Source organism: Nostoc sp. GT001 (assembly GCF_030382115.1).
In the GTDB taxonomy this organism is placed as follows: Bacteria; Cyanobacteriota; Cyanobacteriia; order Cyanobacteriales; family Nostocaceae; genus Nostoc.
Window position 1 is genome coordinate 3,042,385 of record NZ_JAUDRJ010000003.1, and the last position, 21,962, is coordinate 3,064,346.

The following is a 21,962-nucleotide window of genomic DNA, read 5'->3' on the forward strand; positions in this document are numbered from 1 at the left end:
CCCTACACCACTACCTTTTCTAAGATCAGCTTAGAACGTTTCACTTGCTCAGGAATCGTTACGGGATAATCTCCGGTAAAGCAGGCAGAACAGAAACTATTGGTGTCTTCTCGTGTCGCTTCTAGCATTCCTTCCCAACTCAGATAGGCAAGGCTGTCTACTTCCAGTTGCTTGGCAATTTCTGCTACTGACTTTGTAGCAGCAATTAGCTGATCCTGAGAATCAGTATCGATGCCATAAAAGCAGGGATGAGTTACAGGCGGAGACGAAATTCGCATGTGTACCTCTACTGCACCTGCTTCACGTAAGGTTTTGACTAATTTACGGCTGGTAGTACCCCGTACAATCGAGTCGTCTACAATAATTACTCGTTTACCTACTAGCACATCTTTGAGGGGGTTGAGTTTCATCCGCAGACCCGATTCCCGCATGGTTTGGGTTGGTTGAATGAAGGTTCGCCCAACATAGCGGTTTTTAATCAGTCCTTCGCCGTAAGCAACACCAGACGCTTGGGAAAATCCAATAGCAGCAGGTATACCAGAATCAGGAACACCAAAGACAATATCGGCATCTACAAAAGATTCTTTAGCTAGCTGGTGTCCTAATCGCATTCGATAGCTGTACAAACTCTCGTTGTGCATGACGCTATCAGGGCGGGCAAAGTAAATCATTTCAAAGATACACAATTTCCGCTCAGATTTTTGACTCCAATGATAAGAAGCCAAACCTTCTTCAGTAATCCAAACTAATTCACCTGGTTCTACGTCTCGCAGGTATTCGGCTCCAATGATGTCTAAACCACAAGTCTCGGAAGCCAAAACGTAACGAACTGGATTACCAGCCAAAGTGCCGATTACTAAGGGGCGGATTCCATTAGGATCGCGGACACCCATAACACCGACGGGAGTCCCAATAACTAAACTAAAGGCTCCTTGGCAACGTTGAAATGCCTTAATTCCACCTTCTAGCCAATCAGCGCCCGTATCTATGGCTTCTGCGATCGCAAAAGCGATCATTTCTGAGTCTGTTGTTGTAACTAAGTTACATTTATTCTCAAGCAACTCTTGACGTAGTTGTACGGTATTGACTAAATTACCATTGTGTGCAAGTGCTAATGAACCTAAACGGGTTTCTAGTACTGCGGGTTGGGCATTAACTTTGCGGCTAGAACCTGTGGTGGAATAACGAGTGTGACCAACAGCAAGACTACCGGGCAATTGATCCAAGACAGATTCATTGAAAACTTGAGACACCAAGCCCATATCCTTGTGGAGATGTACTTGTGTACCCTCAAAGGTGGCAATACCAGCTGATTCTTGACCCCGATGCTGGAGGGCATACAATCCAAAGTAGGTCAGTTTAGCAACGTTTTCTCCTGGGGCGTAGATGCCAAAAACACCACAAGCTTCTTCTGGCTTGTCAGGCTGATTTTCATGACTATTGATTGGGTTGTTGGTCTGGTCGGGGTATTCATCCGAAGTGACAGAATGAATAGAAATCATGCTAGCTTTGCTCCTGGTGGGGGGGGTCAATCAGTTTTGGATTTGAGACTTCGGCTACGCTCAGTCGAACGATTGACGATTTTGATTTTGGATTGATCGCACCGTAGTAAGGATGCGGCTTGGGATTTGAGAATGGCTATTTTAGATTTTTTGCCCAGTAAGAGCAAGAGATGAACTAGAAGCAACACCGCTAGTCCAAAATCTAAAATTCAAAATCTCAAATCGGTAGTCAAGTTACTGGGATTATATAAATGGTTGAGGATTTCTTAACAAATCTTTAACCATCCATTAAAACAGTACCGTAATTTTGCTCAGAGACGCTAATAAAAGAGTGAGTAATTAGGAGTTATGCTTTTTATTCCTAACTCCTCACTTTCAACTCCTAACTTCTTCAGGGATAGTGGTATGGATGGCGAGACGTTTGGCGATCGCATAGGAATAGCGATTGTTCATATCTTCGATACTAACTTTGATTAAGGTTTGGTTATCAGTGGTGAAAACCCCCAAACCCGTCTCAAAATTAGCAACTACACCCAGTTTTTGCCACTCTTGACCCAGATGTTCCTGTAAATATGATTCCCAAATTCCTTGTTGTGCTGATGCTACAGAAACTAAAATTCTGGCACCACCTTCGGCAAACAACATCTCGTCTAAGCGAGGCAGTGCAATCTTGGGGTCTCCCCAAGTGGAGCAACTGCCGTGGTTTAACTGTGTTGGTGCTATTTCTAAATTGATTTCGGCTCCAAGATTGCCAGCAAGACAACATTCGGCTAGTGCGATCGCCACTCCTCCCTCAGCAGAATCGTGGGCTGAACGTACCCAACCATTACGAATTCCTTCACGACAAACTTTTTGTACGCGGCGTTCCAAGTCAAAATCTACCCGTGGTGGTTTTCCGGCAACAGTATTGTGGATAGTGGCTAAATATTCAGATGCTCCCAAACTGATTTTCGATGCCAAAGGCAATCCGAGAAGATAAATCACATCGCCTACTACTTGCCAACCTTGACCACAAATTTTGGTTATATCAGGAATCAAGCCCACCATACCCACCACAGGAGTGGGATAAATGGGTTGTGGGATGCCTTGAGAATCAAGAGTTTCATTGTACAAAGAGACATTTCCGCCCGTGACTGGTGTTGCCAATTCTCGGCAACCTTCCGCCAAACCGCGACAAGCTTCTGCCAATTGCCAGTAACCAGTGGGTTTTTCTGGAGAGCCAAAATTTAGGTTATCCGTCACTGCCAGAGGTTCTGCACCCACACAGCTAAGATTGCGTGCAGCTTCTGCCACCACTGCCTTAGCCCCTTCGTAAGGGTCAAGATATACATAACGAGGATTGCAATCTACCGTCGCCGCAACACCGGATTGGGCATTGAGGGTTTCCTTGTCTCCTTGTCCTCCTTGTCCCCTTGTCCTCTTGTCCTCTTCCAAAGGACGCAACCGGATAACAGCCGCATCTGCACCACCTGGCAGTATTACTGTATTATTTTGTACTTGATGGTCATACTGACGATATACCCAATTTTTAGAAGCGATCGTGGGTGTATCGAGCAAAGTTAAAAGAATATCATTCCAATTTTGCAGTCCTCCTGGAAGTTCTATTCCAGCAGTTGTGGAAGGAGGTAGGGAATCAGCAGTCCATTCCCAAGCTTGACGCGCATATTCTGGTGCTTCTGCCAACAACTCTCGGTTATATAGTGGGGTATTCTCCGCCAAGGCCTCAGCAGGAATTTCTGCTGCTACTTCACCCTGAAAGAGAATCCGCACAATCGGTTCAGCGATGACTGTCCCTGCGACAACGGCTTGAAGTCCCCAACGATGGAAAATGTCAATTAATTCTTGCTCACGCCCTTTATGAGCAACAAACAGCATTCGTTCTTGAGATTCCGAAAGCAGATATTCATAAGGAACCATCCCCATTTCTCTGACGGGAATTTTATCTAAATCTAGTTCAATTCCCACACCGCCTTTTGCAGCCATCTCTGAAGTAGAACAGGTGATTCCCGCAGCTCCCATATCTTGGGCGGCGACAACTGCACCCGTTTTAAACGCCTCCAGACAAGCTTCAATTAACGACTTTTCCAAAAATGGATCGCCCACTTGCACAGCAGGGCGATCGTCTATGGATTGATCGCTCAATTCTGCACTAGCAAAACTCGCGCCTCCCATACCGTCGCGCCCAGTGGTGGAACCAACATAAAGCACGGGGTTGCCTAAGCCAGATGCTCCAGATTTGACGATTTCTGAGGTTTCCATCAACCCCAATGCCATAACGTTCACTAGAGGATTACCAGAGTAAGCAAAGTCAAAGTAAACTTCGCCGCCAACGGTGGGTACTCCCACACAGTTACCATAATGAGAGATTCCTGCCACCACACCAGTGAATAGTCGTTGGGTTTTGGGATCTTCTAAGGAACCAAAACGTAACGAGTTTAATAGGGCAATGGGACGCGCACCCATTGTAAAAATATCTCTGAGAATACCTCCGACTCCCGTTGCCGCTCCTTGAAACGGTTCGACTGCTGAGGGATGGTTGTGAGATTCAATCTTAAAAGCTAGTTGGAGTCCGTCACCCAAATCTACAACACCAGCATTTTCACCAGGCCCCACTAGGATGCGGGGACCATCGGTGGGAAATTGTTTGAGTAGAGGTCGAGAATTTTTGTAACAACAATGCTCTGACCACATGACGCCAAACATTCCTAGTTCAGCTTTGTTGGGATGACGGCCTAGCCGACGGACAATTTCTGCGTATTCTTCTGGTTTAAGACCAACAGCCGCAATTTCTTGGGGGGAAAAGGCTGGTTTTGAGGTTGCAGTCATGGAAGTAATGCACTCTGGGGGGACAGAGCATTATTCTATCGATTTACTTGCCCTGTAAGTGCAGTCCTTAATTGAAGCGCGATCGCTCTTCAATTTAAACTCTAACTAAATATCAGTATTTCCATTTTGGTAAATACTGGCAGAAGATGCTTGTGCAGCCTTTCTTACAAGCGAACTTGTTTATCGTATTGAGAGGTAGTACAACCTCAGAATGCAGTCAACAGGATTATTCTGACCATGAGGTAGAAAGATTGAGATCAATACCACACCAAATGCTTTAGTCTTTAAAGATAACTTGATTTTTTAATCTCAGTGAAATTTCTAGCTCCTTTACTTACGTGAATCTAATGTCTACTCAGAGATTATTCGGGTATATGCAGTTTAGATGTAACAATCAAGTGACGAGAATCACACATATCGATGATTAGGATCGTCTCCTTCATCTCGCTAACTAGGCATAATTAATGACAACTGAACTCTAGCCGAGTCATTAATAGGGAACACACTTAATAGCCGACAGCCTTAATCAAGGACTGTCGGTTTTTTGTATTTGTCATCAGTTAAATGCCCAATACCCACTTGCCCTGAGTGAATGCAAGTGCCCCATGCCCATATCCATAAAATTTCCCCACAACTGGTTGGTAACTTGACAAAGATTTTGCCACAGCCACTACCAAATGTGGGGAGGGTATGATCAAATTGGGGATCTTATGCCTATCGAGTGCTAATATTTTGCACTCACTCTAGTAGACCGGAAGTATATTCCTAGAACCAGCACACACTTTGTATTAAGACATCGCTTGAATGATGTAATCAAAGTAAGGTGCTGCTTCAGCAGCGTCTTCCGCACTCAGTAAGCTAAGGGAAGCTGTTTTGAGGGAATTAATCGCTTCTACCATTCCAGGCACGGGAACGCCCAATGAATTGTACATTTCCCGCACACCAATCAAACCGATTTTTTCAATTGGCTCTTTGTCACTAAGCAAGTACACCATAAGTAATTAAGCGTAAGTACCAGCCAAAATCACGGATACATAGAGAGCGTTGGCGTTCACCGTAAGCATTACCTCCAGGGGAGATAAAGTCAGGACGCTTCTGCCAAAGTTGTTTGGTTGCTTCTTGAACTATCTTCTTTTCGTTTTCGGCTAAGGTAGCCGCAATCCGTGTCCGTTGTACGCCGGTTTGCAAAAAGTCTTTGATATTTTTAAGTTCGCCACTGCTGGGATAACGCAGTTCGTCGTCGGCTTTGAGAATAACTTGGCTAATTACAGTCATGATTATTGAAATCACCTGAAATATTATCTGTTAGTTTAGCGAGTTGGAGGTACACAAGTGAAGGGATCGGAGTTACTTATGTATTGAATTTATCTATTTAGGGGTGTGGGGACTGAAGAAGGGAATAAGTAACAGGTTACAGGGTAGAGATTATTCCCTATCACCTGTCACCTAATCCCAATGACCAATGACAAATGATCAACGACCAATGACAAATGACTAAAATAATTTGGCAACAGGGTGAATTAATTGAAGTGACGATCGCTAACCTGAGTGATACAGGTGATGGTGTGGGGCGTGCTGATGAGCGTGTAGTGTTTGTCCCAGATACTGTCCCAGGCGATCGCGCCATTGTCCGCTTAGTTCATGTTAAACCTAAATACGCCCACGGGAAGCTCCAGCAGCTATTGTCACCATCCGCCCACCGTATCCGACCCAGTTGTATTGTGGCTGACAAGTGCGGTGGTTGCCAGTGGCAGCATATTAATTATGATTACCAGCTAGTAGCCAAGCAAAATCAAGTTATCCAAGCAATGGAGCGCATTGGCGGTTTTATCCAACCACCAGTAGATCCGGTACTCGCTGCCCCTTCTGCTTTCGGCTACCGTAATAAATCTACATATCCTCTCTCGCTATCGGCAACAGGACAAGTACAAGCTGGTTACTATCAAAAAGGTAGTCACCAATTAATTAACTTAAATCAATGTCCAGTCCAAGATGCGCGATTAAATCCCTTGCTTGCCGAAGTTAAGCAGGATATTCAACAGCAAGGTTGGCAAATTTACAACGAACACCGCCACCAAGGAAAAATTCGCCATCTCGGTTTACGCATTGGCCGACACACTGGAGAAATGTTGCTGACTTTGGTAGTAAAGGACTGGAATTTATCAGGAATTGAAACCCAAGCCCAGGAATGGTTAAAGCGCTATCCGCAGTTAGTGGGAGTGTCGCTCAATCGCAATAGCGATCGCACAAATGCTATCTTTGGATCAGAAACCCGTTGCATCGCTGGAGTACCCCACCTGCGTGAAAATTTTGCTGGACTGGAATTTCAAGTACGCCCAGATACATTTTTCCAAGTGTATACCGAAACAGCAGAGGCACTATTAGAGGTAATTCAATCAGAACTCAATCTTCAAGGGCATGAGTTCCTAGTTGATGCCTACTGTGGTATTGGGACTTTAACTTTACCTCTCGCCAAAAAAGTACGTATTGCTACAGGATTAGAAGTGCAATCAGCAGCAGTAGAACAAGCAATTTTAAATGCCCACCGCAACGGAATTGATAATGTGACTTTCCTTGTCGGCGCAGTAGAGAAATTGCTTCCCCAAATGGGCACAATACCAGAAGTAGTAATACTCGATCCGCCACGTAAGGGGTGCGATCGCGCAGTCATAGATACTTTACGGCAATTGAAACCATCTCAGATCGTTTACGTCAGCTGTAAAGTAGCTACCCTCGCCCGCGACCTGAAATTGCTTTGTCAAGATGGGCAATATACCATCACACGGGTACAACCTGCTGATTTTTTTCCTCAAACTGCTCATGTTGAAACTGCCGCCTTTCTTGTGCTATCACATTTTGACAAGGGTAGTAATTCCTTCAAAAAAACTGAAATTTGAAAATTTTAGTCTAGGGCATACTAAAGATGCTAAAATTGAATTAAGCCAAAAATAAAAATTCATTTTGTTTAAATAAATTCAAGTTGCATCGGTTCTTAAAAACATGAAGAAGATTGTGTAAATGATAAATCGGCAACTAACTAGAGTATGCCAATACTCTCTAAAATTAACAGCATATTCTTAATCTGCTGACTTCATTATCAAATTTATTACAGCCGATATATACCTAAACAATCCGAATTCAGACTATAGAGCTAATGCTCCCTAGCATTTTCAAAATTTAGTTTTAAAGACGCAAGTTTGAAGGCAGCATGACCACCTCAAGTTTTATCAGGGTGACTGTAATAGCAAACTGATGTCTAGCTAACTGAAAGCTATGGGGTTTCTCTTGTGATTACTATTTCACTCCGTCCAGTTGGACGTTATTGGGGCACTATTAGTTTTGCCTCAACCCTCTACCTTTGTCCCATATTAGACTTATTGTTGGCAGAAATTCCAACAAGATTACAAGCAGAACTGCGGCTAGGACTTCAAGAAGCCCTAGTCAACGCAGCTAAACATGGTAATAATCTCGATCCGAGTAAAACAGTTGTAGTTCGTTTTTCCGTAATAGATAATCAGTATTGGTGGATAATATCAGACCAAGGTAGTGGCTTTACTCCTTCATCTACTATTAATGAAGAACCAACAGACTATCTTCCACCAGATGAGTCAGAAAATGGTCGTGGTTTATGTCTTCTACATCAAATTTTTGATCAAGTAGAGTGGAACCGTAAAGGCACAGAATTGAGGCTTTGTAAACAAATGGAAAATCGTCGGGGATTATCTCTGCGACGTTAGGGTAGTTAGGGGTTAGGAGTTAAAAATTTAAAACTTTTAACTCATCACTTCTAATTTCTAACTTTTTCCGTGAGTCGGACAGGGAGGTGCAGAAATAGAGCGATCTAACCAACCAATTGCCTGTTCTAATCTAGCTTGAGCTTCTTGTGGCTGATTCTTTAAAAGATACACAATCGCTGCTGCCACTTGTTCATTAGCGCGGGAATTGCGGTTAGACTTGAGGCGATGCCAATCGTTAGGGGAAATACTCAGTCTTTCCATCAGGGCTTGAGCTAGTTCCAGAGTACTAAGTTCATTCAGTTGACTGGTTTTCGGCAAGCGGGTAGATTGAGACATAATTATAAGTCCTTTGTCTTTTGTTCTTCGTCCTTTGTCCTTCGTCCTTTGAAAAATTACCAATGACAAATGACTAATGACTAATGACAATTGGTTAAGATTTAATCTTAGTTTACTACCTGTACATGAAGCCGCCAAAACAATCACAGTCGTCAGCAGAAAATCAAGAACCAGATTTTGAACAAGAACTAGAGGAAGTAGAGCGATCGCTCCTATCCTTAAAAGAACGTTACGATCAAGTGCAACGCGATCGCCAACAACAGGCACAATGGCAACAGCGTCGGGATCAATTAAAGCACAATAAATCTCAGACACCAGAAATCAAAGCAGAGTTACGGCAAATTCAACGACAGTTGGAAATGCTAGAACTAAACTTAGAAAGCCAGTTATTTTCTTGGCGTAGTCTCAAAAAACCTTTCTGGCAAGTCGTCCGCTTTGGTGGAATGGGCGTTATCATAGGCTGGATATTAAAGTCTTATGCTGGGTAAATATGGTAAATCGACGGATTGCAGAAATATTGCGAAGTGGCCAACCTGATGAGTCCCTCCAAGTGCAAGGCTGGGTGAGGACAAAGCGTGAGTCTAAGGGATTTGCTTTTATTGAAGTCAATGACGGCTCATCACTAGCTAATTTGCAAGTCGTCATTAATCAGGATTTGCCAGATTACGAAGCTATATTGAAAAAACTGAATACAGGTGCTGCTGTTGAGACTACAGGGGTACTGGTGGCTTCTCTGGGTAAAGGACAGCGAATTGAGTTGAAAGCCGAGTCCGTGAAAGTTTACGGAGAAGCTGATCCCGATACATATCCTCTGCAAAAGAAACGCCATTCCTTTGAGTTTCTGCGAACCATTGGACATTTGCGATCGCGCACTAATTCCTTTGGTGCAGTTTTCCGCGTCAGAAATGCTTGTTCGGCAGCAATTCATCAATTTTTCCAAGAAAGAGGCTTTTTGTGGGTACATACACCCATCATCACCGCTAGCGACTGCGAAGGTGCGGGTGAACTGTTTAGCGTCACCAGTTTGGATTTAAAGAATATTCCGCGCACAGAAAACCAAGCAGTAGATTACAGCCAAGATTTTTTTGCTAAACCGACATATTTAACAGTTAGCGGCCAGTTGGAAGCGGAAGTGATGGCGATGGCGTTTAGTAACGTCTACACCTTTGGCCCTACCTTCCGTGCAGAAAATTCCAACACCTCCCGTCACTTAGCAGAATTTTGGATGGTTGAGCCGGAAATGGCTTTTTGTGACTTAGAAGGCGATATGGATTTAGCTGAGGCGTTTCTCAAACACATCTTTAAATATGTGTTGGAAACTTGCCCAGAAGACATGGAATTTTTCAATGAACGCATTGATAAATCTGTGTTGTCAACAGCCGAAAATATTATTAATAATCAGTTTGAACGGTTAACTTATACAGAAGCCATCAAAGTTTTAGAAAAAGCTGATGTTAAATTTGAATATCCTGTGAGTTGGGGTTTAGATTTACAATCAGAACACGAACGTTACTTGGCTGAACAACAGTTTAAAAAGCCAGTAATTGTCACAGATTACCCAGCGCAAATCAAAGCCTTTTATATGCGTTTGAACGACGATGAAAAAACCGTCCGTGCAATGGATATTCTTGCACCGAAAATTGGCGAAATTGTCGGCGGTTCCCAACGCGAAGAACGCCTAGAAGTATTAGAACGCCGCGTGTTAGCGCAAGGATTAAAGCCAGAAGACTTGTGGTGGTATCTGGATTTGCGTCGTTATGGTACTGTTCCACACGCCGGTTTTGGGTTAGGTTTTGAACGACTTGTACAATTTATGACGGGTATGGGAAATATTCGTGATGTGATTCCGTTCCCGCGTACACCACAAAGTGCTGAGTTTTAGTTTGGGAATTTCAATCAGGTGATTAGAAATCGCGTCTGCACGGACTTATAAAAACTTTGAAACCCGCATTAGCGGGTTTTCCTTGTATAGGCACGTAGTTTTATAAAGCGATTAATTAAAATTAATAATTTTGAATGTCCCTTCACTCGATACATCTTGATTGGCAATACAGTCTAAAATGAAAGTTTTATCAGAACTACCAAATAAGGTTGCTAACACTCCAACAATAACAGAACCAGGATATCCAGGCAGTATTTCTCCTGTTGAATCAAGCCAAGGATATTTAGTCAATACTAAGGAGTAATGATAAGTAGGTCAACCTAATTAAACATAAAACGTTCAACTTGGTACTGACCTTGCACGGCTCTATTTTCTATACCCTCAATAATAGCGATCGCTAATTCATATTCATCGTCAAAAACTCGGCCGGCAAGCTCATCACGTTTGAGATGCAACCATTCGTCTTCAATGCGATTCATTTGTGGGCTATAAGGAGGTAGAAAAAAAATGTACAATCCTTGCTGTTGCCAACGTTGATGCTGCTGGCGAGCCAAAAGACTTTTGTGAACAGAGGCATTATCGTGAATGATGACGGTAATTTGTCCAGTTTCCAATAAGCGGTGTGCAGCAATTTGAGCCTGCCAATCCATGAGTTGGACATAGGTCGGTGCTTTCAATGTTCCAAGCATCAAAGCGTAATTAAAACTAGATTTCGGCTCCCAAATACCGAAGATGTTGATCCGCCTACCGCGTCGTCTATTTTGTCGAATACGTTTTTGCTCTCCCCTACGCCCATAAGTATAATCAGTGGGACTAGTGCAGTAACAACCAGATTCATCCAAGTACTTTAAACAAACCAATCCTAATTTTGCCCATAGCTTGAGTAATTCCCAATCTTGGCGTTTAGCTTTTAAATATCCTGCATTCAGATTTAAAGCCGGACAGTAGCGGATACGTTTCCAACACCACCCCTTTTTTTGAGTAGTCGCCTGATTTGTTCGGCTCCTAGTTCGATTTGTCGTTCCTCAAATAGCTTTTGACTTAGCTGCCGAGCACTGTAACGGCGATTTTGTCCCAAGCATTCTTCTACTACTTGCCAATCTTCTTCCTGCCAAGTTCTTTTTTTTCCACGTCCTGGCGCTTCCCATAAACCTCCTAACCCCTGAAATTCCCAGCGTTTTATTGTTTGCCTCACCGTTTGTTGTGCCCAACCTCACCGTTTGTTGTGCCCAACCTAAATACTTTGCAATCTGAGGTACATTCCATCCGTGGGCATTGAGGCGCAAAGCGATCGCTCTAAGTTTGGTTCGACGTGGTACTTTATCTGCACAAGTGAGTTCTTTTAGTGTCAGGTCTTCTTCAGCAGTTAGTATTATTCTTAACGCGCTAGGCATCAGCTATCACTTAATTTCTGCACTCTATCTTACGTTTTTTTTGGTTGACCTACTTATCGAGAATATATACAAATTTTTCACTTCAGTATTAAATTTCATACACAATAAATTAGGGTTACAACACCCTACAGATTGGCTATATTCAATTTGCTCGAAAATCACTATATAATAACAATTAACCTCATAACTAGCTGATTATGAGCAATCATTCACATTTACTATCTTTAGATTAATGGTTTGGCAAGGTAAATACTTTCTTGCTTGCCTGCGTGGGATAAGTGACGCTAGTGTTAAAAGAATTGTGCAAAGCGAAACCTCCCCATCCCAGAAGTCGAGCAGGAAGCTAGAATGGTAATTCCAAATAAACAAGTAAAATCTAATACAGATATTTTAGATAATAGACGCACCCAAACTCGTATCCAAGTTCTCATTCCTAAAGATTTGCATGAGGAACCAGTCATTTCACGACTGGTTTCTCACTATAGTGTCACAGTCATTATTGCTGATGCTCAGGTAAGCGCAAACGTGCCACAACATAGCTGCTTCGATCTGGAACTGCAAGGTACTGTTTCTCAGATTGAAAGCGCCCTAACTTACCTGGATGAACTGGATTTAGAAGTTTTGCACCGAGCCAGCCCTGAAGAAGATGGTTGGTAGATTTGGTTAGGAGTTAGGAGTTAGGAGTTATGAATTTTTTAACTCCTAACTTTTAACTCTTAACTCTTAACTTTGTTTAAGCCATTTGATTTTCAATCGCCCACCGCGCTAGTTCAGTGCGGTTATGGAGATTGGTTTTGCCCAACATATTGGACACATGACTTTCAACCGTGCGCTGACTAACATTTAGTTCTTCAGCAATTTCCCGGTTAGCTAAACCCCTAGCGACGAACTGGACTACTTTCAGTTCGGTTGGGGTTAATTGCACATCGAAGGGAACCTGGATACGGGAACCGTTTTCGCCTCCTTTAGCTTGGTGTTCTTTCCAACGGATAGTTTGTTTCAGCGAGGATTCAACTTGCGCTACGAGTTCTTCTGGTTCAAAGGGTTTGACCATATAAACATCAGCACCTTTATTCAGACCCTTAACTCGGTCTGCACTTTGTCCCTTAGCTGAAAGGAAAAGAACCGGAATCCAGCTGGTGCGTTCGTTTTGCCGGACTTGTTCCACAAAAGTATATCCGTCCATTTCCGGCATCATCACATCGCAGATGATCATGTCTGGAACATCTTGCTCTAAAATTTCCAGAGCTTCACGTCCATTTTCAGCGGTGATGACTTCATATCCCCGGAATTCTAAGTAATCCTTCACCAGCAAGATGAGGTTAGGGTCATCATCAATCAATAGAAGTCGTTTGTGATCTTTCATGCTGGGCTCTTTCATAGCAGTGGCACTTGTCGCGCTTCGGTCCATCAAAGTCTTGAATATTTATCCTCTATGGTGGGTTATTCGAGATGTTGTCCTTTTTCCTACTTAACTTGCCTTTGCTGTCTCGAAGTCTCAAAAATGCCGAGCACTTTCAATAGACTAGTAGCTCGATAGCAAAAGTCCAGCAAGGATACGTATAGCAGTAGTATCTATAATGCGCTATTATATATCGCTTTGAAAGGGGCGGGGTAAAAAACACTGATTAAATAATAATCTTTCGGACTCACAAGTAAGTATTGGCTTAAAGATAACCCTACCTCAAAACCAACCCGCACTTTCTTAAAGCTTACTGCTATACCATATCCTTTAGTTGTTAAGCCTCTATGAGGTGTTCACAAGAAACTAGGGAAGTTTCTGGCAAAAGATGGATTGAAAACGCATATTCTTCTACCACCTTATTGCCTATTCAGTGTTCTCGGATAATCCGCAGGGTAACTTCCGGGTTTGCTTGGCGATACCAGACACCATCAGGGTAAACCACCATTATCGATCTAGAACAAGAAACACGCAAGCAATTGGCTTTAGTTTTGATAGACGCAAATAGAATAACTTTAGTGCGGCTCATTGAGTTTTAAATCTTTAAGTCGCTTTTTTAAGTAATCCCAGAATTCCAGACTAGCTCCTTTTGGGCAGCAATTGCCTGGTCAGCGCAAATAAAAATGTATTGCTGAATTTTTGCAAGTCCTAAGCTTTCTACACAATTACTCAGGGTCTTATGTTCCAGAGACTTAGTAGTTTTGGGGATTTGATGGCTGGACTGGCTCGCTGTCACTGTATTGTTACTTATCGAGTGGCTCCCTGATTACAGTTCTATAAAAATTTGCAAGCTTTGCAAATAAAGTTGACTGGGGAGTGGAGAAGAATTCTCATACCTCCCTACTCCCTACTCTCTTCGTAACTTACAGAACAAAACCCGCAAAGTAGAAATAATTAAGCATTTATACTTAAGTACATCTATGACCCTCTAGTTCGGGAACCCGTACTCAAGGCATTCTTGCCATTAGACGCCACTTTTCGGTAAATTAGCACTCAGGAGTTGAGAGTGCTAAACTCTGGAGAAAATAATTATGGCAGCTTTATCTCTAAGCGTTTCTACAGTTAAACCTTTGGGCGATCGCGTTTTCGTAAAAGTGAGCGCCTCTGAGGAAAAGACCGCAGGTGGTCTGTATTTGCCCGATACCGCCAAGGAAAAGCCCCAAGTAGGGGAAGTAGTGGCCCTTGGTCCTGGCAAGCGTAATGACGATGGAAACCGTCAGGAATTGGAAATTAAAGTCGGCGATAAGGTGCTGTACTCTAAGTACGCTGGCACTGACATCAAGCTCGGCACCGAAGAATATGTACTGCTTTCTGAAAAAGATATTTTAGCAGTTGTTATCTAGTGGGGAGCGGGGAATAAGCAATAGGGAACGTCAAAGACAATGCCCGATGCCCAATACCCAATACCCAATTCAAAAAAAATTGACTTACTCCCGGAATTTAGACACCTATGGCAAAGCGCATTATCTACAACGAAAACGCCCGTCGCGCCTTGGAACGAGGCATTGACATCCTGGCTGAGGCTGTAGCTGTTACCCTTGGCCCCAAAGGTCGTAACGTAGTCCTAGAAAAGAAATTTGGCGCACCGCAAATTGTTAATGACGGTGTAACGATCGCCAAAGAAATCGAATTAGAAGACCACATTGAAAACACTGGCGTAGCTCTGATTCGTCAAGCTGCTTCTAAGACCAATGATGCTGCGGGCGATGGTACTACCACTGCTACCGTTTTAGCTCATGCGATCGTCAAAGAAGGCTTGCGGAACGTTGCAGCTGGTGCTAATGCAATTTCCCTGAAGCGTGGTATTGACAAAGCTACTGCCTTTTTGGTAGACAAAATCAAAGAACACGCCCGTCCAGTGGAAGATTCCAAAGCCATTGCCCAAGTTGGTGCGATCTCGGCTGGTAATGACGAAGAAGTTGGTCAGATGATTGCCCAAGCAATGGACAAGGTGGGTAAAGAAGGCGTAATTTCCCTAGAAGAAGGGAAATCTATGTTCACCGAGTTGGAAATCACTGAAGGGATGCGCTTTGACAAAGGCTACATCTCTCCTTATTTCGCTACCGACCCTGAGCGGATGGAAGCGGTTTTTGATGAGCCTTTCATACTGCTGACCGATAAGAAAATCGCTTTGGTACAAGACCTTGTACCAGTGTTAGAGCAAGTAGCTCGTGCTGGTCGCCCTTTGGTGATTATCGCCGAAGATATTGAAAAAGAAGCTTTGGCAACCTTGGTAGTAAACCGTTTGCGCGGTGTACTCAACGTGGCTGCTGTTAAGGCTCCTGGCTTTGGCGATCGCCGCAAAGCACTACTAGAAGACATCGCTGTTTTAACTGGTGGTCAACTAATCACCGAAGATGCTGGTTTGAAGCTAGATAACACCAAGCTGGATAGCCTGGGTAAAGCTCGCCGGATCACCATTACCAAGGACAGCACTACAATTGTTGCCGAAGGTAACGAAGCTGCTGTTAAGGCTCGTGTCGAACAGATTCGTCGTCAAATTGATGAAACCGAATCTTCTTACGACAAAGAGAAATTACAAGAGCGTCTTGCTAAACTCTCCGGTGGTGTTGCTGTAGTGAAAGTTGGTGCAGCGACGGAAACCGAAATGAAAGACAAGAAGCTGCGCTTAGAAGACGCTATCAACGCCACCAAAGCTGCTGTGGAAGAAGGTATCGTTCCTGGCGGTGGTACAACTCTGGCTCACCTTGCTCCTGAATTGGAAGTTTGGGCAAAGAGCAATCTTAAAGATGAAGAGTTGATTGGTGCTTTGATTGTCGTTCGTGCCTTACCTGCACCTCTGAAGCGGATTGCTGAAAACGCTGGTCAGAATGGTGCTGTGATCGCTGAACGCGTAAAAGAGAAAGAATTCAACGTTGGCTACAACGCTGCAACAAACGAATTCGTCGATTTGTTAGCTGCTGGTATTGTTGATCCTGCGAAAGTGACTCGTTCTGCTCTGCAAAACGCTGCTTCCATCGCTGGCATGGTGTTGACAACCGAATGTATTATAGTTGACAAACCTGAGCCTAAAGATGGCGCTCCTGCTGGCGCTGGTGCTGGTGGCGGTGACTTCGATTACTAATAGTTTGTAGTTACATAAGTTGAAAAATAGCTGCTTCCCTTGTGGAGGCGGCTGTTTTTTTGTGTCAAAAGAAGAGGAAGAGGGTGAGTTACGACAACGCTTGTAAATATTTAGCTGAACAAGTACCCAGCCGAGTTTGTGCGTTGGTTACTTGGGGTAGAGGTGCAACAAATTGAAGTCTTAAAAACGCAGAAGTGTTGAATATTAAGAAAAATCCTATAAAAATAACCCAAAATATGGTAATTTTGGGCGAAGGCTTAAAATATATTAGTTTGATTATGATTATAAATTCATTTACCAAAATTGTCAAAGATATCCTGAAAAGCCTACCAAAAAAACGATTATCCAGTATTAAATAGTCGTCTATTCTTTGAGTGCTGGCTGCTTCTTTTGCTCTGGATAAGTAGGTCAACCTAATTAAACATAAAACGTTCAACTTGGTACTGACCTTGCACGGCTCTATTTTCTATACCCTCAATAATAGCGATCGCTAATTCATATTCATCGTCAAAAACTCGGCCGGCAAGCTCATCACGTTTGAGATGCAACCATTCGTCTTCAATGCGATTCATTTGTGGGCTATAAGGAGGTAGAAAAAAATGTACAATCCTTGCTGTTGCCAACGTTGATGCTGCTGGCGAGCCAAAAGACTTTTGTGAACAGAGGCATTATCGTGAATGATGACGGTAATTTGTCCAGTTTCCAATAAGCGGTGTGCAGCAATTTGAGCCTGCCAATCCATGAGTTGGACATAGGTCGGTGCTTTCAATGTTCCAAGCATCAAAGCGTAATTAAAACTAGATTTCGGCTCCCAAATACCGAAGATGTTGATCCGCCTACCGCGTCGTCTATTTTGTCGAATACGTTTTTGCTCTCCCCTACGCCCATAAGTATAATCAGTGGGACTAGTGCAGTAACAACCAGATTCATCCAAGTACTTTAAACAAACCAATCCTAATTTTGCCCATAGCTTGAGTAATTCCCAATCTTGGCGTTTAGCTTTTAAATATCCTGCATTCAGATTTAAAGCCGGACAGTAGCGGATACGTTTCCAATACCACCCCTTTTTTTGAGTAGTCGCCTGATTTGTTCGGCTCCTAGTTCGATTTGTCGTTCCTCAAATAGCTTTTGACTTAGCTGCCGAGCACTGTAACGACGATTTTGTCCCAAGCATTCTTCTACTACTTGCCAATCTTCTTCTTGCCAAGTTCTTTTTTTCCACGTCCTGGCGCTTCCCACAAACCTCCTAACCCTTGAAATTGCCAGCGTTTTATTGTCTGCCTGACCGTTTGTTGTGCCCAACCTAAATACTTTGCAATCTGAGGTACATTCCATCCGTGGGCATTGAGGCGCAAAGCGATCGCTCTTTGTTTGGTTCGATGTGGTACTTTATCTGCACAACTGAGTTCTTTTAGTGTCAGGTCTTCTTCAGTAGTTAGTATTATTCTTAACGCGCTAGGCATCATCTATCACTTGATTTCTGCACTCTATCTATCTTACGTTTTTTTTGGTTGACCTACTTAACAGTTTAACAAGTATGCGAGATTTATTTCCAAGATTAAATAACACCGGATTTAAAGTAGATATTTCTACCTTTTCCAAAACCAGTTCTCACCACGCACAAAAACCCTTTCAAGAAATTTATCAGAAATTGAATGAGTTAGTACAGAAGAAAATTCATAAAAAATTACACAATAAATATTCAATATTTCTGGGTATAGATATCTAACCTCAACAGGTTCAAGAACATCTTTGCCCGGTGCTGAATTTGCTAAGTTTGCTCAAGAGAAATTACCAAAAAAGCTGTATATGAGTCCAATACTGCAACAGTATTTTGGTCAGAAGCATCAGTCAAGCTATACATTAGATGATTATGTAATATTGGCGAAAAAATCATGATAAATTGCAAGTAAAGTACCAAAGAATGCATTAAATCAATATAAGATATCTGAACTTTAATCTTGAATTTATAAATGACCTGCAATTCACAAATAGCAGAAGGTTGGCATGGCAAACTTAATTTAGTCTATACCGATCGCCAGGGTAAAACCCAATTAATTTACAATCACCAACAAGCACCCCTGAAGGTACAACGCCCATTTTACCCAGAAGGTGAAAAAGTTTGTCATAGCGTAATTTTACACACGGCTGGGGGAATGGTAGGAGGCGATCGCTTATCCTCTAATATTCACCTCCAACCCCAAGCCCAAACCTTAATCACCACGGCGGCTGCAAGCAAAATATACCGCAGTAATGGCTTACAAGCTAGACAAACCATACAGATGCAGGTTGACGCTGATGCTTGTTTAGAATGGTTGCCGCAAGAGACAATTTTATTTAACGACGCGATTTATCGGCAAGATTTACGGGTAGAATTAGCAACCGGGGCTAGCTTCTTAGGCTGGGAAATTACCCGATTTGGTCGCAGTGCTAGAGGAGAGAAATTCTTGCAAGGAGAATGGCGATCGCACACGGAAATTTGGCAGCAAGGTGTTCCTTTATGGATTGATCGCCAATACTTACCGGGTAGCGAAGACATTTTCCACAGTCCCCACGCTTTGGCTGGAAAACCAATCGTAGGTAGTCTAGTTTGGGTTGGTAGTGCCGTTTCAGCAGAAATTGTCGAAAAAACGCGAAATTTATGGAATGGGGTAGGAGAAGCGGGTGTTAGCCGATTACAACATGGATTATTGTGTCGATATCGCGGTGCTTCCACATCTGAGGTGAGAAACTGGTTTATTGATGTTTGGCAATTGCTGCGAATTTCTTTTTTGAATCGTGGTAATTGTATACCAAGAGTATGGCAGGTTTGAGCTAATCAGCGAGGAGGAAGTACGAATGCAACTTACGCCGCAGGAAAAAGATAAGCTATTAATTTTTACTGCTGCTTTATTAGCAGAAAGGCGAAAAGGAAGGGGTTTAAAACTGAATTATCCCGAAGCGATCGCTTATATTTCTGCTGCCATTTTAGAAGGTGCAAGAGATGGGCAAAGTGTAGCTGAATTGATGAGTTATGGTACAACTCTCTTAACGCGGGATGATGTCATGGAAGGAATACCTGAAATGGTGCATGATGTACAGGTAGAAGCAACTTTTCCTGATGGCACAAAGTTAGTAACAGTACATAATCCAATTCGTTAAGTTTGGGAATTTAAATATATTATGATTCCTGGGGAAATTATCACACCAGCAGGTGAAATTGAACTAAATGTTGGCCGTCCAACTATAAAATTGCAAGTGTCAAATACAGGCGATCGCCCCATACAAGTTGGGTCCCACTATCACTTTTATGAAGTCAACACCGCCTTAAACTTTGACAGAGAACAAGCGCGAGGAATGCGCCTCGATATCCCCGCAGGAACCGCAGTCCGCTTTGAACCAGGCGACGAAAAAGAAATCATATTAGTCCCCTTAGTTGGTACTCGCCAAGTCTACGGTTTCAATGCCAAAATTAACGGTTCTCTGTAGCTATGAAAATGGAATGGTACAATGAACCGCCTGTTTGGGAAGTGAAAGATGAAGCGATCGCTATCACTTCCGGCGCAAAAAGAGATTTCTGGCGGGAAACTCACTACGGTTTTATTAGAGATAATGGTCACTTTTTTTATCAAAAGATTCAAGGTGACTTTATTGCTGAAGTGAAAATCAGCGGACAATATCAGGATTTATACGATCAAGCGGGCTTGATGGTACGTTTAGATGATTTGAATTGGTTGAAATGTGGTATTGAATTTGTCAATGGTGTGCAACAAGTTAGCGCAGTAGTAACACGCAATTTTTCAGATTGGTCTGTTATTCCAATGCCGCAAAATCCATCTGCAATTTGGGTGCGTGTAACTCGACGCGGCACAGCAATAGAGGTGGAATACTCTTTGAATGGAACTGAATATACAATGCTGCGGCTCGCTTATTTGACTCCAGCGGAAACAGTAAGTGTAGGTGTGATGTGTGCCTCACCTGAAGGGAATGGTTTCCAGATGAGGTTTGAAAAATTCCAAATTCGCAGTTTGTGAGGAACAGTTATGAGTTACAGAATGGATCGCCGCGCTTATGCCGAAACTTACGGGCCAACAGTAGGCGATCGCATCCGACTTGCAGATACAGAATTATTTATTGAAGTTGAACAAGATTTCACCACCTACGGCGACGAAGTTAAATTCGGCGGCGGTAAAGTCATCAGAGATGGTATGGGACAATCCCCAATTTCTAACGCCGATGGTGCTGTAGATTTAGTAATTACCAATGCCTTAATTCTCGATTGGTGGGGTATTGTCAAAGCAGATATCGGCATTAAAGATGGCAAGATTTTCAAAATTGGTAAAGCCGGAAATCCTTATATTCAAGACAATGTAGATATTATTATTGGCCCCGGAACTGAAGCCTTAGCTGGTGAAGGAATGATTCTCACTGCTGGCGGTATTGATGCCCATATTCATTTTATTTGCCCCCAACAGATTGAAGTTGCGATCGCTTCCGGGATTACCACCATGCTCGGCGGCGGTACTGGCCCAGCTACAGGTACAAATGCCACTACCTGCACCCCAGGCCCTTGGAATATTTACCGGATGCTGCAAGCTGCTGATGCTTTTCCCGTCAACTTAGGATTTATGGGCAAAGGTAACGCCAGCAAACCCCAAGGACTTGTAGAACAAGTAAATGCTGGTGCAATGGGGTTAAAACTTCATGAAGATTGGGGAACCACACCCGCAGCAATTGATACTTGCCTCAGTGTTGCCGATGAATATGATGTGCAAGTAGCAATTCATACTGATACCCTGAACGAAGCCGGATTTGTCGAAGATACGATCGCAGCTTTCAAGAATCGTGTAATCCACACTTACCACACTGAAGGCGCAGGTGGTGGACACGCGCCAGATATCATCAAAGTTTGCGGACAAGCCAACGTTCTCCCCTCTTCCACCAATCCCACACGCCCTTACACCCTCAACACCTTAGACGAACACCTAGATATGTTGATGGTATGCCATCACCTTGATCCTGCGATCGCTGAAGATGTCGCTTTTGCCGAATCTCGCATCCGCCGAGAAACCATTGCCGCCGAAGACATTTTGCACGACTTAGGCGCATTTAGCATGATTTCTTCCGACTCCCAGGCAATGGGAAGAGTGGGAGAAGTAATAATTCGCACTTGGCAGACATCTCACAAAATGAAGGTGCAACGGGGAAGTCTTAACCCACAAGGGACAGAGCAAAAAGCAGATAATTTTCGCGCGAAAAGATATGTTGCTAAGTATACAATTAACCCTGCGATCGCTCACGGAATTGCTCAATATGTGGGTTCAGTGGAAGAGGGAAAATTAGCAGATTTATGTTTGTGGCGTCCTGCGTTTTTTGGCGTGAAGCCAGAAATAGTTATTAAAGGCGGAATGATTGCATGGGCGCAAATGGGCGATGCTAACGCCAGTATTCCTACACCTCAACCAGTGTATATGCGATCGATGTTTGGTAGTTTTGCAGGGGCGCGTCATGCCACATCATTAACTTTTGTTTCGCAAGCAGCTTTAGAGAAAGAAATTCCCAGTCAGCTAGGTTTACAAAAGGTAGCAGTTGCAGTTTCTGGGACACGCCAATTGAGTAAGCGGGATATGAAGCTGAATGATGCACTACCCCACATTGAAGTAGATCCAGAAACATACCAAGTTAGGGCTGATGGTGAGTTGCTGATTTGTGAACCTGCGACAGTTTTACCAATGGCACAGAGGTACTTTTTGTTTTAG

Annotated in this window: 24 protein-coding genes and 4 pseudogenes; 15 read left to right on the forward strand and 13 right to left on the reverse strand. The window is 43.2% G+C overall.

Annotated elements, in window-relative coordinates; genetic code table 11:
* Window positions 1–2: 2 nt before the first annotated feature.
* From purF to QUD05_RS15835, 3 genes and pseudogenes are all read right to left on the reverse strand, one after another.
* The gene (gene purF / locus QUD05_RS15825) at window positions 3–1,502 is read right to left on the reverse strand and encodes an amidophosphoribosyltransferase (RefSeq protein ID WP_289796895.1); all 1,500 of its coding nucleotides are present in this window, start codon (window positions 1,500–1,502) and stop codon (window positions 3–5) included.
* Window positions 1,503–1,877: 375 nt separating this feature from the next.
* Window positions 1,878–4,328, reverse strand: coding sequence for a phosphoribosylformylglycinamidine synthase subunit PurL (purL, locus tag QUD05_RS15830; RefSeq protein WP_289796896.1), 2,451 nt, complete (start codon window positions 4,326–4,328; stop codon window positions 1,878–1,880).
* A gap of 788 nt (window positions 4,329–5,116) precedes the next feature.
* A pseudogene (locus QUD05_RS15835) lies at window positions 5,117–5,603 on the reverse strand (bilin-binding protein).
* A 215-nt stretch (window positions 5,604–5,818) separates the two neighbouring features.
* Between QUD05_RS15835 and rlmD the strand changes: the two are divergent.
* Window positions 5,819–7,225: a 23S rRNA (uracil(1939)-C(5))-methyltransferase RlmD gene (rlmD, locus tag QUD05_RS15840; RefSeq protein ID WP_289796897.1), complete on the forward strand. Its 1,407-nt coding sequence runs from the start codon at window positions 5,819–5,821 to the stop codon at window positions 7,223–7,225.
* A gap of 390 nt (window positions 7,226–7,615) precedes the next feature.
* Window positions 7,616–8,065, forward strand: coding sequence for an ATP-binding protein (locus QUD05_RS15845; RefSeq protein WP_289796898.1), 450 nt, complete (start codon window positions 7,616–7,618; stop codon window positions 8,063–8,065).
* A 57-nt stretch (window positions 8,066–8,122) separates the two neighbouring features.
* On the opposite strand, the gene QUD05_RS15850 is transcribed toward QUD05_RS15845, so the two are convergent.
* On the reverse strand, window positions 8,123–8,401 hold the full coding sequence (locus QUD05_RS15850) for a DUF6439 family protein (RefSeq protein ID WP_289796899.1): 279 nt from the start codon (window positions 8,399–8,401) through the stop codon (window positions 8,123–8,125).
* Window positions 8,402–8,526: 125 nt separating this feature from the next.
* Between QUD05_RS15850 and QUD05_RS15855 the strand changes: the two genes are divergently transcribed.
* From QUD05_RS15855 to QUD05_RS15865, 3 genes are all read left to right on the forward strand, one after another.
* Window positions 8,527–8,889, forward strand: a complete 363-nt coding sequence (locus QUD05_RS15855) for a sll0565 family protein (RefSeq protein ID WP_069074290.1) — start codon at window positions 8,527–8,529, stop codon at window positions 8,887–8,889.
* A 2-nt stretch (window positions 8,890–8,891) separates the two neighbouring features.
* On the forward strand, window positions 8,892–10,283 hold the full coding sequence (gene asnS / locus QUD05_RS15860) for an asparagine--tRNA ligase (protein WP_289796900.1): 1,392 nt from the start codon (window positions 8,892–8,894) through the stop codon (window positions 10,281–10,283).
* Between the two features lie 178 nt (window positions 10,284–10,461).
* Window positions 10,462–10,587 carry a hypothetical protein gene (locus tag QUD05_RS15865; protein ID WP_289796901.1) on the forward strand — a complete coding sequence of 42 codons (126 nt, stop codon included), beginning with the start codon at window positions 10,462–10,464 and terminating at the stop codon, window positions 10,585–10,587.
* A gap of 16 nt (window positions 10,588–10,603) precedes the next feature.
* On the opposite strand, the gene QUD05_RS15870 is transcribed toward QUD05_RS15865, so the two are convergent.
* The 3 genes and pseudogenes from QUD05_RS15870 to QUD05_RS34075 form a co-directional block, all read right to left on the reverse strand.
* A complete protein-coding gene (locus QUD05_RS15870; protein ID WP_289796902.1) occupies window positions 10,604–11,143 on the reverse strand; it encodes a transposase in 540 nt (179 codons plus the stop codon).
* Window positions 11,144–11,214: 71 nt separating this feature from the next.
* Window positions 11,215–11,478: a helix-turn-helix domain-containing protein gene (locus QUD05_RS15875; protein WP_289796903.1), complete on the reverse strand. Its 264-nt coding sequence runs from the start codon at window positions 11,476–11,478 to the stop codon at window positions 11,215–11,217.
* A 28-nt stretch (window positions 11,479–11,506) separates the two neighbouring features.
* A pseudogene (locus QUD05_RS34075) lies at window positions 11,507–11,677 on the reverse strand (IS630-like element ISTth6 family transposase); the annotation flags it as partial.
* Between the two features lie 348 nt (window positions 11,678–12,025).
* Between QUD05_RS34075 and QUD05_RS15880 the strand changes: the two are divergent.
* Complete coding sequence (locus QUD05_RS15880; RefSeq protein WP_289796904.1) at window positions 12,026–12,334, forward strand: NIL domain-containing protein; 309 nt, start codon at window positions 12,026–12,028, stop codon at window positions 12,332–12,334.
* Between the two features lie 76 nt (window positions 12,335–12,410).
* Here the strand turns inward: QUD05_RS15880 and QUD05_RS15885 are convergent, their stop codons facing one another.
* Window positions 12,411–13,088 (reverse strand): response regulator transcription factor, encoded by a 678-nt coding sequence (locus QUD05_RS15885; RefSeq protein WP_012407592.1) that lies wholly within the window; start codon window positions 13,086–13,088, stop codon window positions 12,411–12,413.
* Between the two features lie 421 nt (window positions 13,089–13,509).
* Window positions 13,510–13,668 (reverse strand): hypothetical protein, encoded by a 159-nt coding sequence (locus QUD05_RS15890; protein WP_289796905.1) that lies wholly within the window; start codon window positions 13,666–13,668, stop codon window positions 13,510–13,512.
* Between the two features lie 502 nt (window positions 13,669–14,170).
* Here QUD05_RS15890 and groES point away from each other — a divergent pair.
* The 3 genes and pseudogenes from groES to QUD05_RS34420 all read left to right on the forward strand — a co-directional run.
* Window positions 14,171–14,482 carry a co-chaperone GroES gene (gene groES / locus QUD05_RS15895; protein ID WP_094348596.1) on the forward strand — a complete coding sequence of 104 codons (312 nt, stop codon included), beginning with the start codon at window positions 14,171–14,173 and terminating at the stop codon, window positions 14,480–14,482.
* A gap of 107 nt (window positions 14,483–14,589) precedes the next feature.
* On the forward strand, window positions 14,590–16,224 hold the full coding sequence (gene groL / locus QUD05_RS15900) for a chaperonin GroEL (protein ID WP_012407589.1): 1,635 nt from the start codon (window positions 14,590–14,592) through the stop codon (window positions 16,222–16,224).
* Between the two features lie 278 nt (window positions 16,225–16,502).
* Window positions 16,503–16,620 (forward strand): annotated as a pseudogene (locus QUD05_RS34420) (IS4 family transposase); the annotation flags it as partial.
* 17 nt (window positions 16,621–16,637) lie between these two features.
* Here the strand turns inward: QUD05_RS34420 and QUD05_RS15905 are convergent.
* The 4 genes from QUD05_RS15905 to QUD05_RS15920 all read right to left on the reverse strand — a co-directional run bounded on the left by QUD05_RS15905 (window position 16,638) and on the right by QUD05_RS15920 (window position 17,690).
* A complete protein-coding gene (locus QUD05_RS15905; RefSeq protein ID WP_289796906.1) occupies window positions 16,638–16,796 on the reverse strand; it encodes a hypothetical protein in 159 nt (52 codons plus the stop codon).
* Entirely contained in the window at window positions 16,793–17,176 is a 384-nt protein-coding gene (locus QUD05_RS15910; protein ID WP_289796907.1) for a transposase, read from the reverse strand. The genes QUD05_RS15905 and QUD05_RS15910 overlap by 4 nt, the downstream gene beginning before the upstream one ends.
* Before the next feature lie 71 nt (window positions 17,177–17,247).
* Window positions 17,248–17,463 (reverse strand): hypothetical protein, encoded by a 216-nt coding sequence (locus QUD05_RS15915; RefSeq protein WP_289800148.1) that lies wholly within the window; start codon window positions 17,461–17,463, stop codon window positions 17,248–17,250.
* Window positions 17,406–17,690 carry a helix-turn-helix domain-containing protein gene (locus QUD05_RS15920; RefSeq protein WP_289796908.1) on the reverse strand — a complete coding sequence of 95 codons (285 nt, stop codon included), beginning with the start codon at window positions 17,688–17,690 and terminating at the stop codon, window positions 17,406–17,408. Before QUD05_RS15920 ends, QUD05_RS15915 begins: the two co-directional genes overlap by 58 nt.
* A gap of 50 nt (window positions 17,691–17,740) precedes the next feature.
* Here QUD05_RS15920 and QUD05_RS15925 point away from each other — a divergent pair.
* From QUD05_RS15925 to ureC, 6 genes and pseudogenes are all read left to right on the forward strand, one after another.
* Window positions 17,741–17,932, forward strand: a pseudogene (locus tag QUD05_RS15925) (IS4 family transposase); the annotation flags it as partial.
* A 265-nt stretch (window positions 17,933–18,197) separates the two neighbouring features.
* Window positions 18,198–19,037, forward strand: a complete 840-nt coding sequence (locus tag QUD05_RS15930; RefSeq protein ID WP_289796909.1) for an urease accessory protein UreD — start codon at window positions 18,198–18,200, stop codon at window positions 19,035–19,037.
* A gap of 25 nt (window positions 19,038–19,062) precedes the next feature.
* The gene (ureA, locus tag QUD05_RS15935; RefSeq protein WP_289796910.1) at window positions 19,063–19,365 is read left to right on the forward strand and encodes an urease subunit gamma; all 303 of its coding nucleotides are present in this window, start codon (window positions 19,063–19,065) and stop codon (window positions 19,363–19,365) included.
* 21 nt (window positions 19,366–19,386) lie between these two features.
* Window positions 19,387–19,692 (forward strand): urease subunit beta, encoded by a 306-nt coding sequence (locus QUD05_RS15940; RefSeq protein ID WP_289796911.1) that lies wholly within the window; start codon window positions 19,387–19,389, stop codon window positions 19,690–19,692.
* Window positions 19,693–19,700: 8 nt separating this feature from the next.
* Window positions 19,701–20,237, forward strand: a complete 537-nt coding sequence (locus tag QUD05_RS15945; RefSeq protein WP_289796912.1) for a DUF1349 domain-containing protein — start codon at window positions 19,701–19,703, stop codon at window positions 20,235–20,237.
* A gap of 9 nt (window positions 20,238–20,246) precedes the next feature.
* Complete coding sequence (gene ureC, locus QUD05_RS15950; protein WP_289796913.1) at window positions 20,247–21,962, forward strand: urease subunit alpha; 1,716 nt, start codon at window positions 20,247–20,249, stop codon at window positions 21,960–21,962.

Excerpts from the sequence above, each read along its gene's own strand:
- groES (WP_094348596.1), top strand. The coding sequence starts at position 14,171 with ATGGCAGCTTTATCTCTAAGCGTTTCTACAGTTAAACCTTTGGGCGAT.
- groL (WP_012407589.1), top strand. The coding sequence starts at position 14,590 with ATGGCAAAGCGCATTATCTACAACGAAAACGCCCGTCGCGCCTTGGAA.
- QUD05_RS15855 (WP_069074290.1), top strand. The coding sequence starts at position 8,527 with ATGAAGCCGCCAAAACAATCACAGTCGTCAGCAGAAAATCAAGAACCA.
- rlmD (WP_289796897.1), top strand. The coding sequence starts at position 5,819 with ATGACTAAAATAATTTGGCAACAGGGTGAATTAATTGAAGTGACGATC.
- QUD05_RS15905 (WP_289796906.1), bottom strand. The coding sequence starts at position 16,796 with ATGAATCGCATTGAAGACGAATGGTTGCATCTCAAACGTGATGAGCTT.
- QUD05_RS15945 (WP_289796912.1), top strand. The coding sequence starts at position 19,701 with ATGGAATGGTACAATGAACCGCCTGTTTGGGAAGTGAAAGATGAAGCG.
- asnS (WP_289796900.1), top strand. The coding sequence starts at position 8,892 with ATGGTAAATCGACGGATTGCAGAAATATTGCGAAGTGGCCAACCTGAT.
- QUD05_RS15850 (WP_289796899.1), bottom strand. The coding sequence starts at position 8,401 with ATGTCTCAATCTACCCGCTTGCCGAAAACCAGTCAACTGAATGAACTT.
- QUD05_RS15890 (WP_289796905.1), bottom strand. The coding sequence starts at position 13,668 with ATGAGCCGCACTAAAGTTATTCTATTTGCGTCTATCAAAACTAAAGCC.
- QUD05_RS15930 (WP_289796909.1), top strand. The coding sequence starts at position 18,198 with ATGACCTGCAATTCACAAATAGCAGAAGGTTGGCATGGCAAACTTAAT.
- purL (WP_289796896.1), bottom strand. The coding sequence starts at position 4,328 with ATGACTGCAACCTCAAAACCAGCCTTTTCCCCCCAAGAAATTGCGGCT.
- QUD05_RS15885 (WP_012407592.1), bottom strand. The coding sequence starts at position 13,088 with ATGGACCGAAGCGCGACAAGTGCCACTGCTATGAAAGAGCCCAGCATG.
- QUD05_RS15940 (WP_289796911.1), top strand. The coding sequence starts at position 19,387 with ATGATTCCTGGGGAAATTATCACACCAGCAGGTGAAATTGAACTAAAT.
- ureC (WP_289796913.1), top strand. The coding sequence starts at position 20,247 with ATGAGTTACAGAATGGATCGCCGCGCTTATGCCGAAACTTACGGGCCA.
- purF (WP_289796895.1), bottom strand. The coding sequence starts at position 1,502 with ATGATTTCTATTCATTCTGTCACTTCGGATGAATACCCCGACCAGACC.
- ureA (WP_289796910.1), top strand. The coding sequence starts at position 19,063 with ATGCAACTTACGCCGCAGGAAAAAGATAAGCTATTAATTTTTACTGCT.
- QUD05_RS15865 (WP_289796901.1), top strand. The coding sequence starts at position 10,462 with ATGAAAGTTTTATCAGAACTACCAAATAAGGTTGCTAACACTCCAACA.
- QUD05_RS15920 (WP_289796908.1), bottom strand. The coding sequence starts at position 17,690 with ATGATGCCTAGCGCGTTAAGAATAATACTAACTACTGAAGAAGACCTG.
- QUD05_RS15880 (WP_289796904.1), top strand. The coding sequence starts at position 12,026 with ATGGTAATTCCAAATAAACAAGTAAAATCTAATACAGATATTTTAGAT.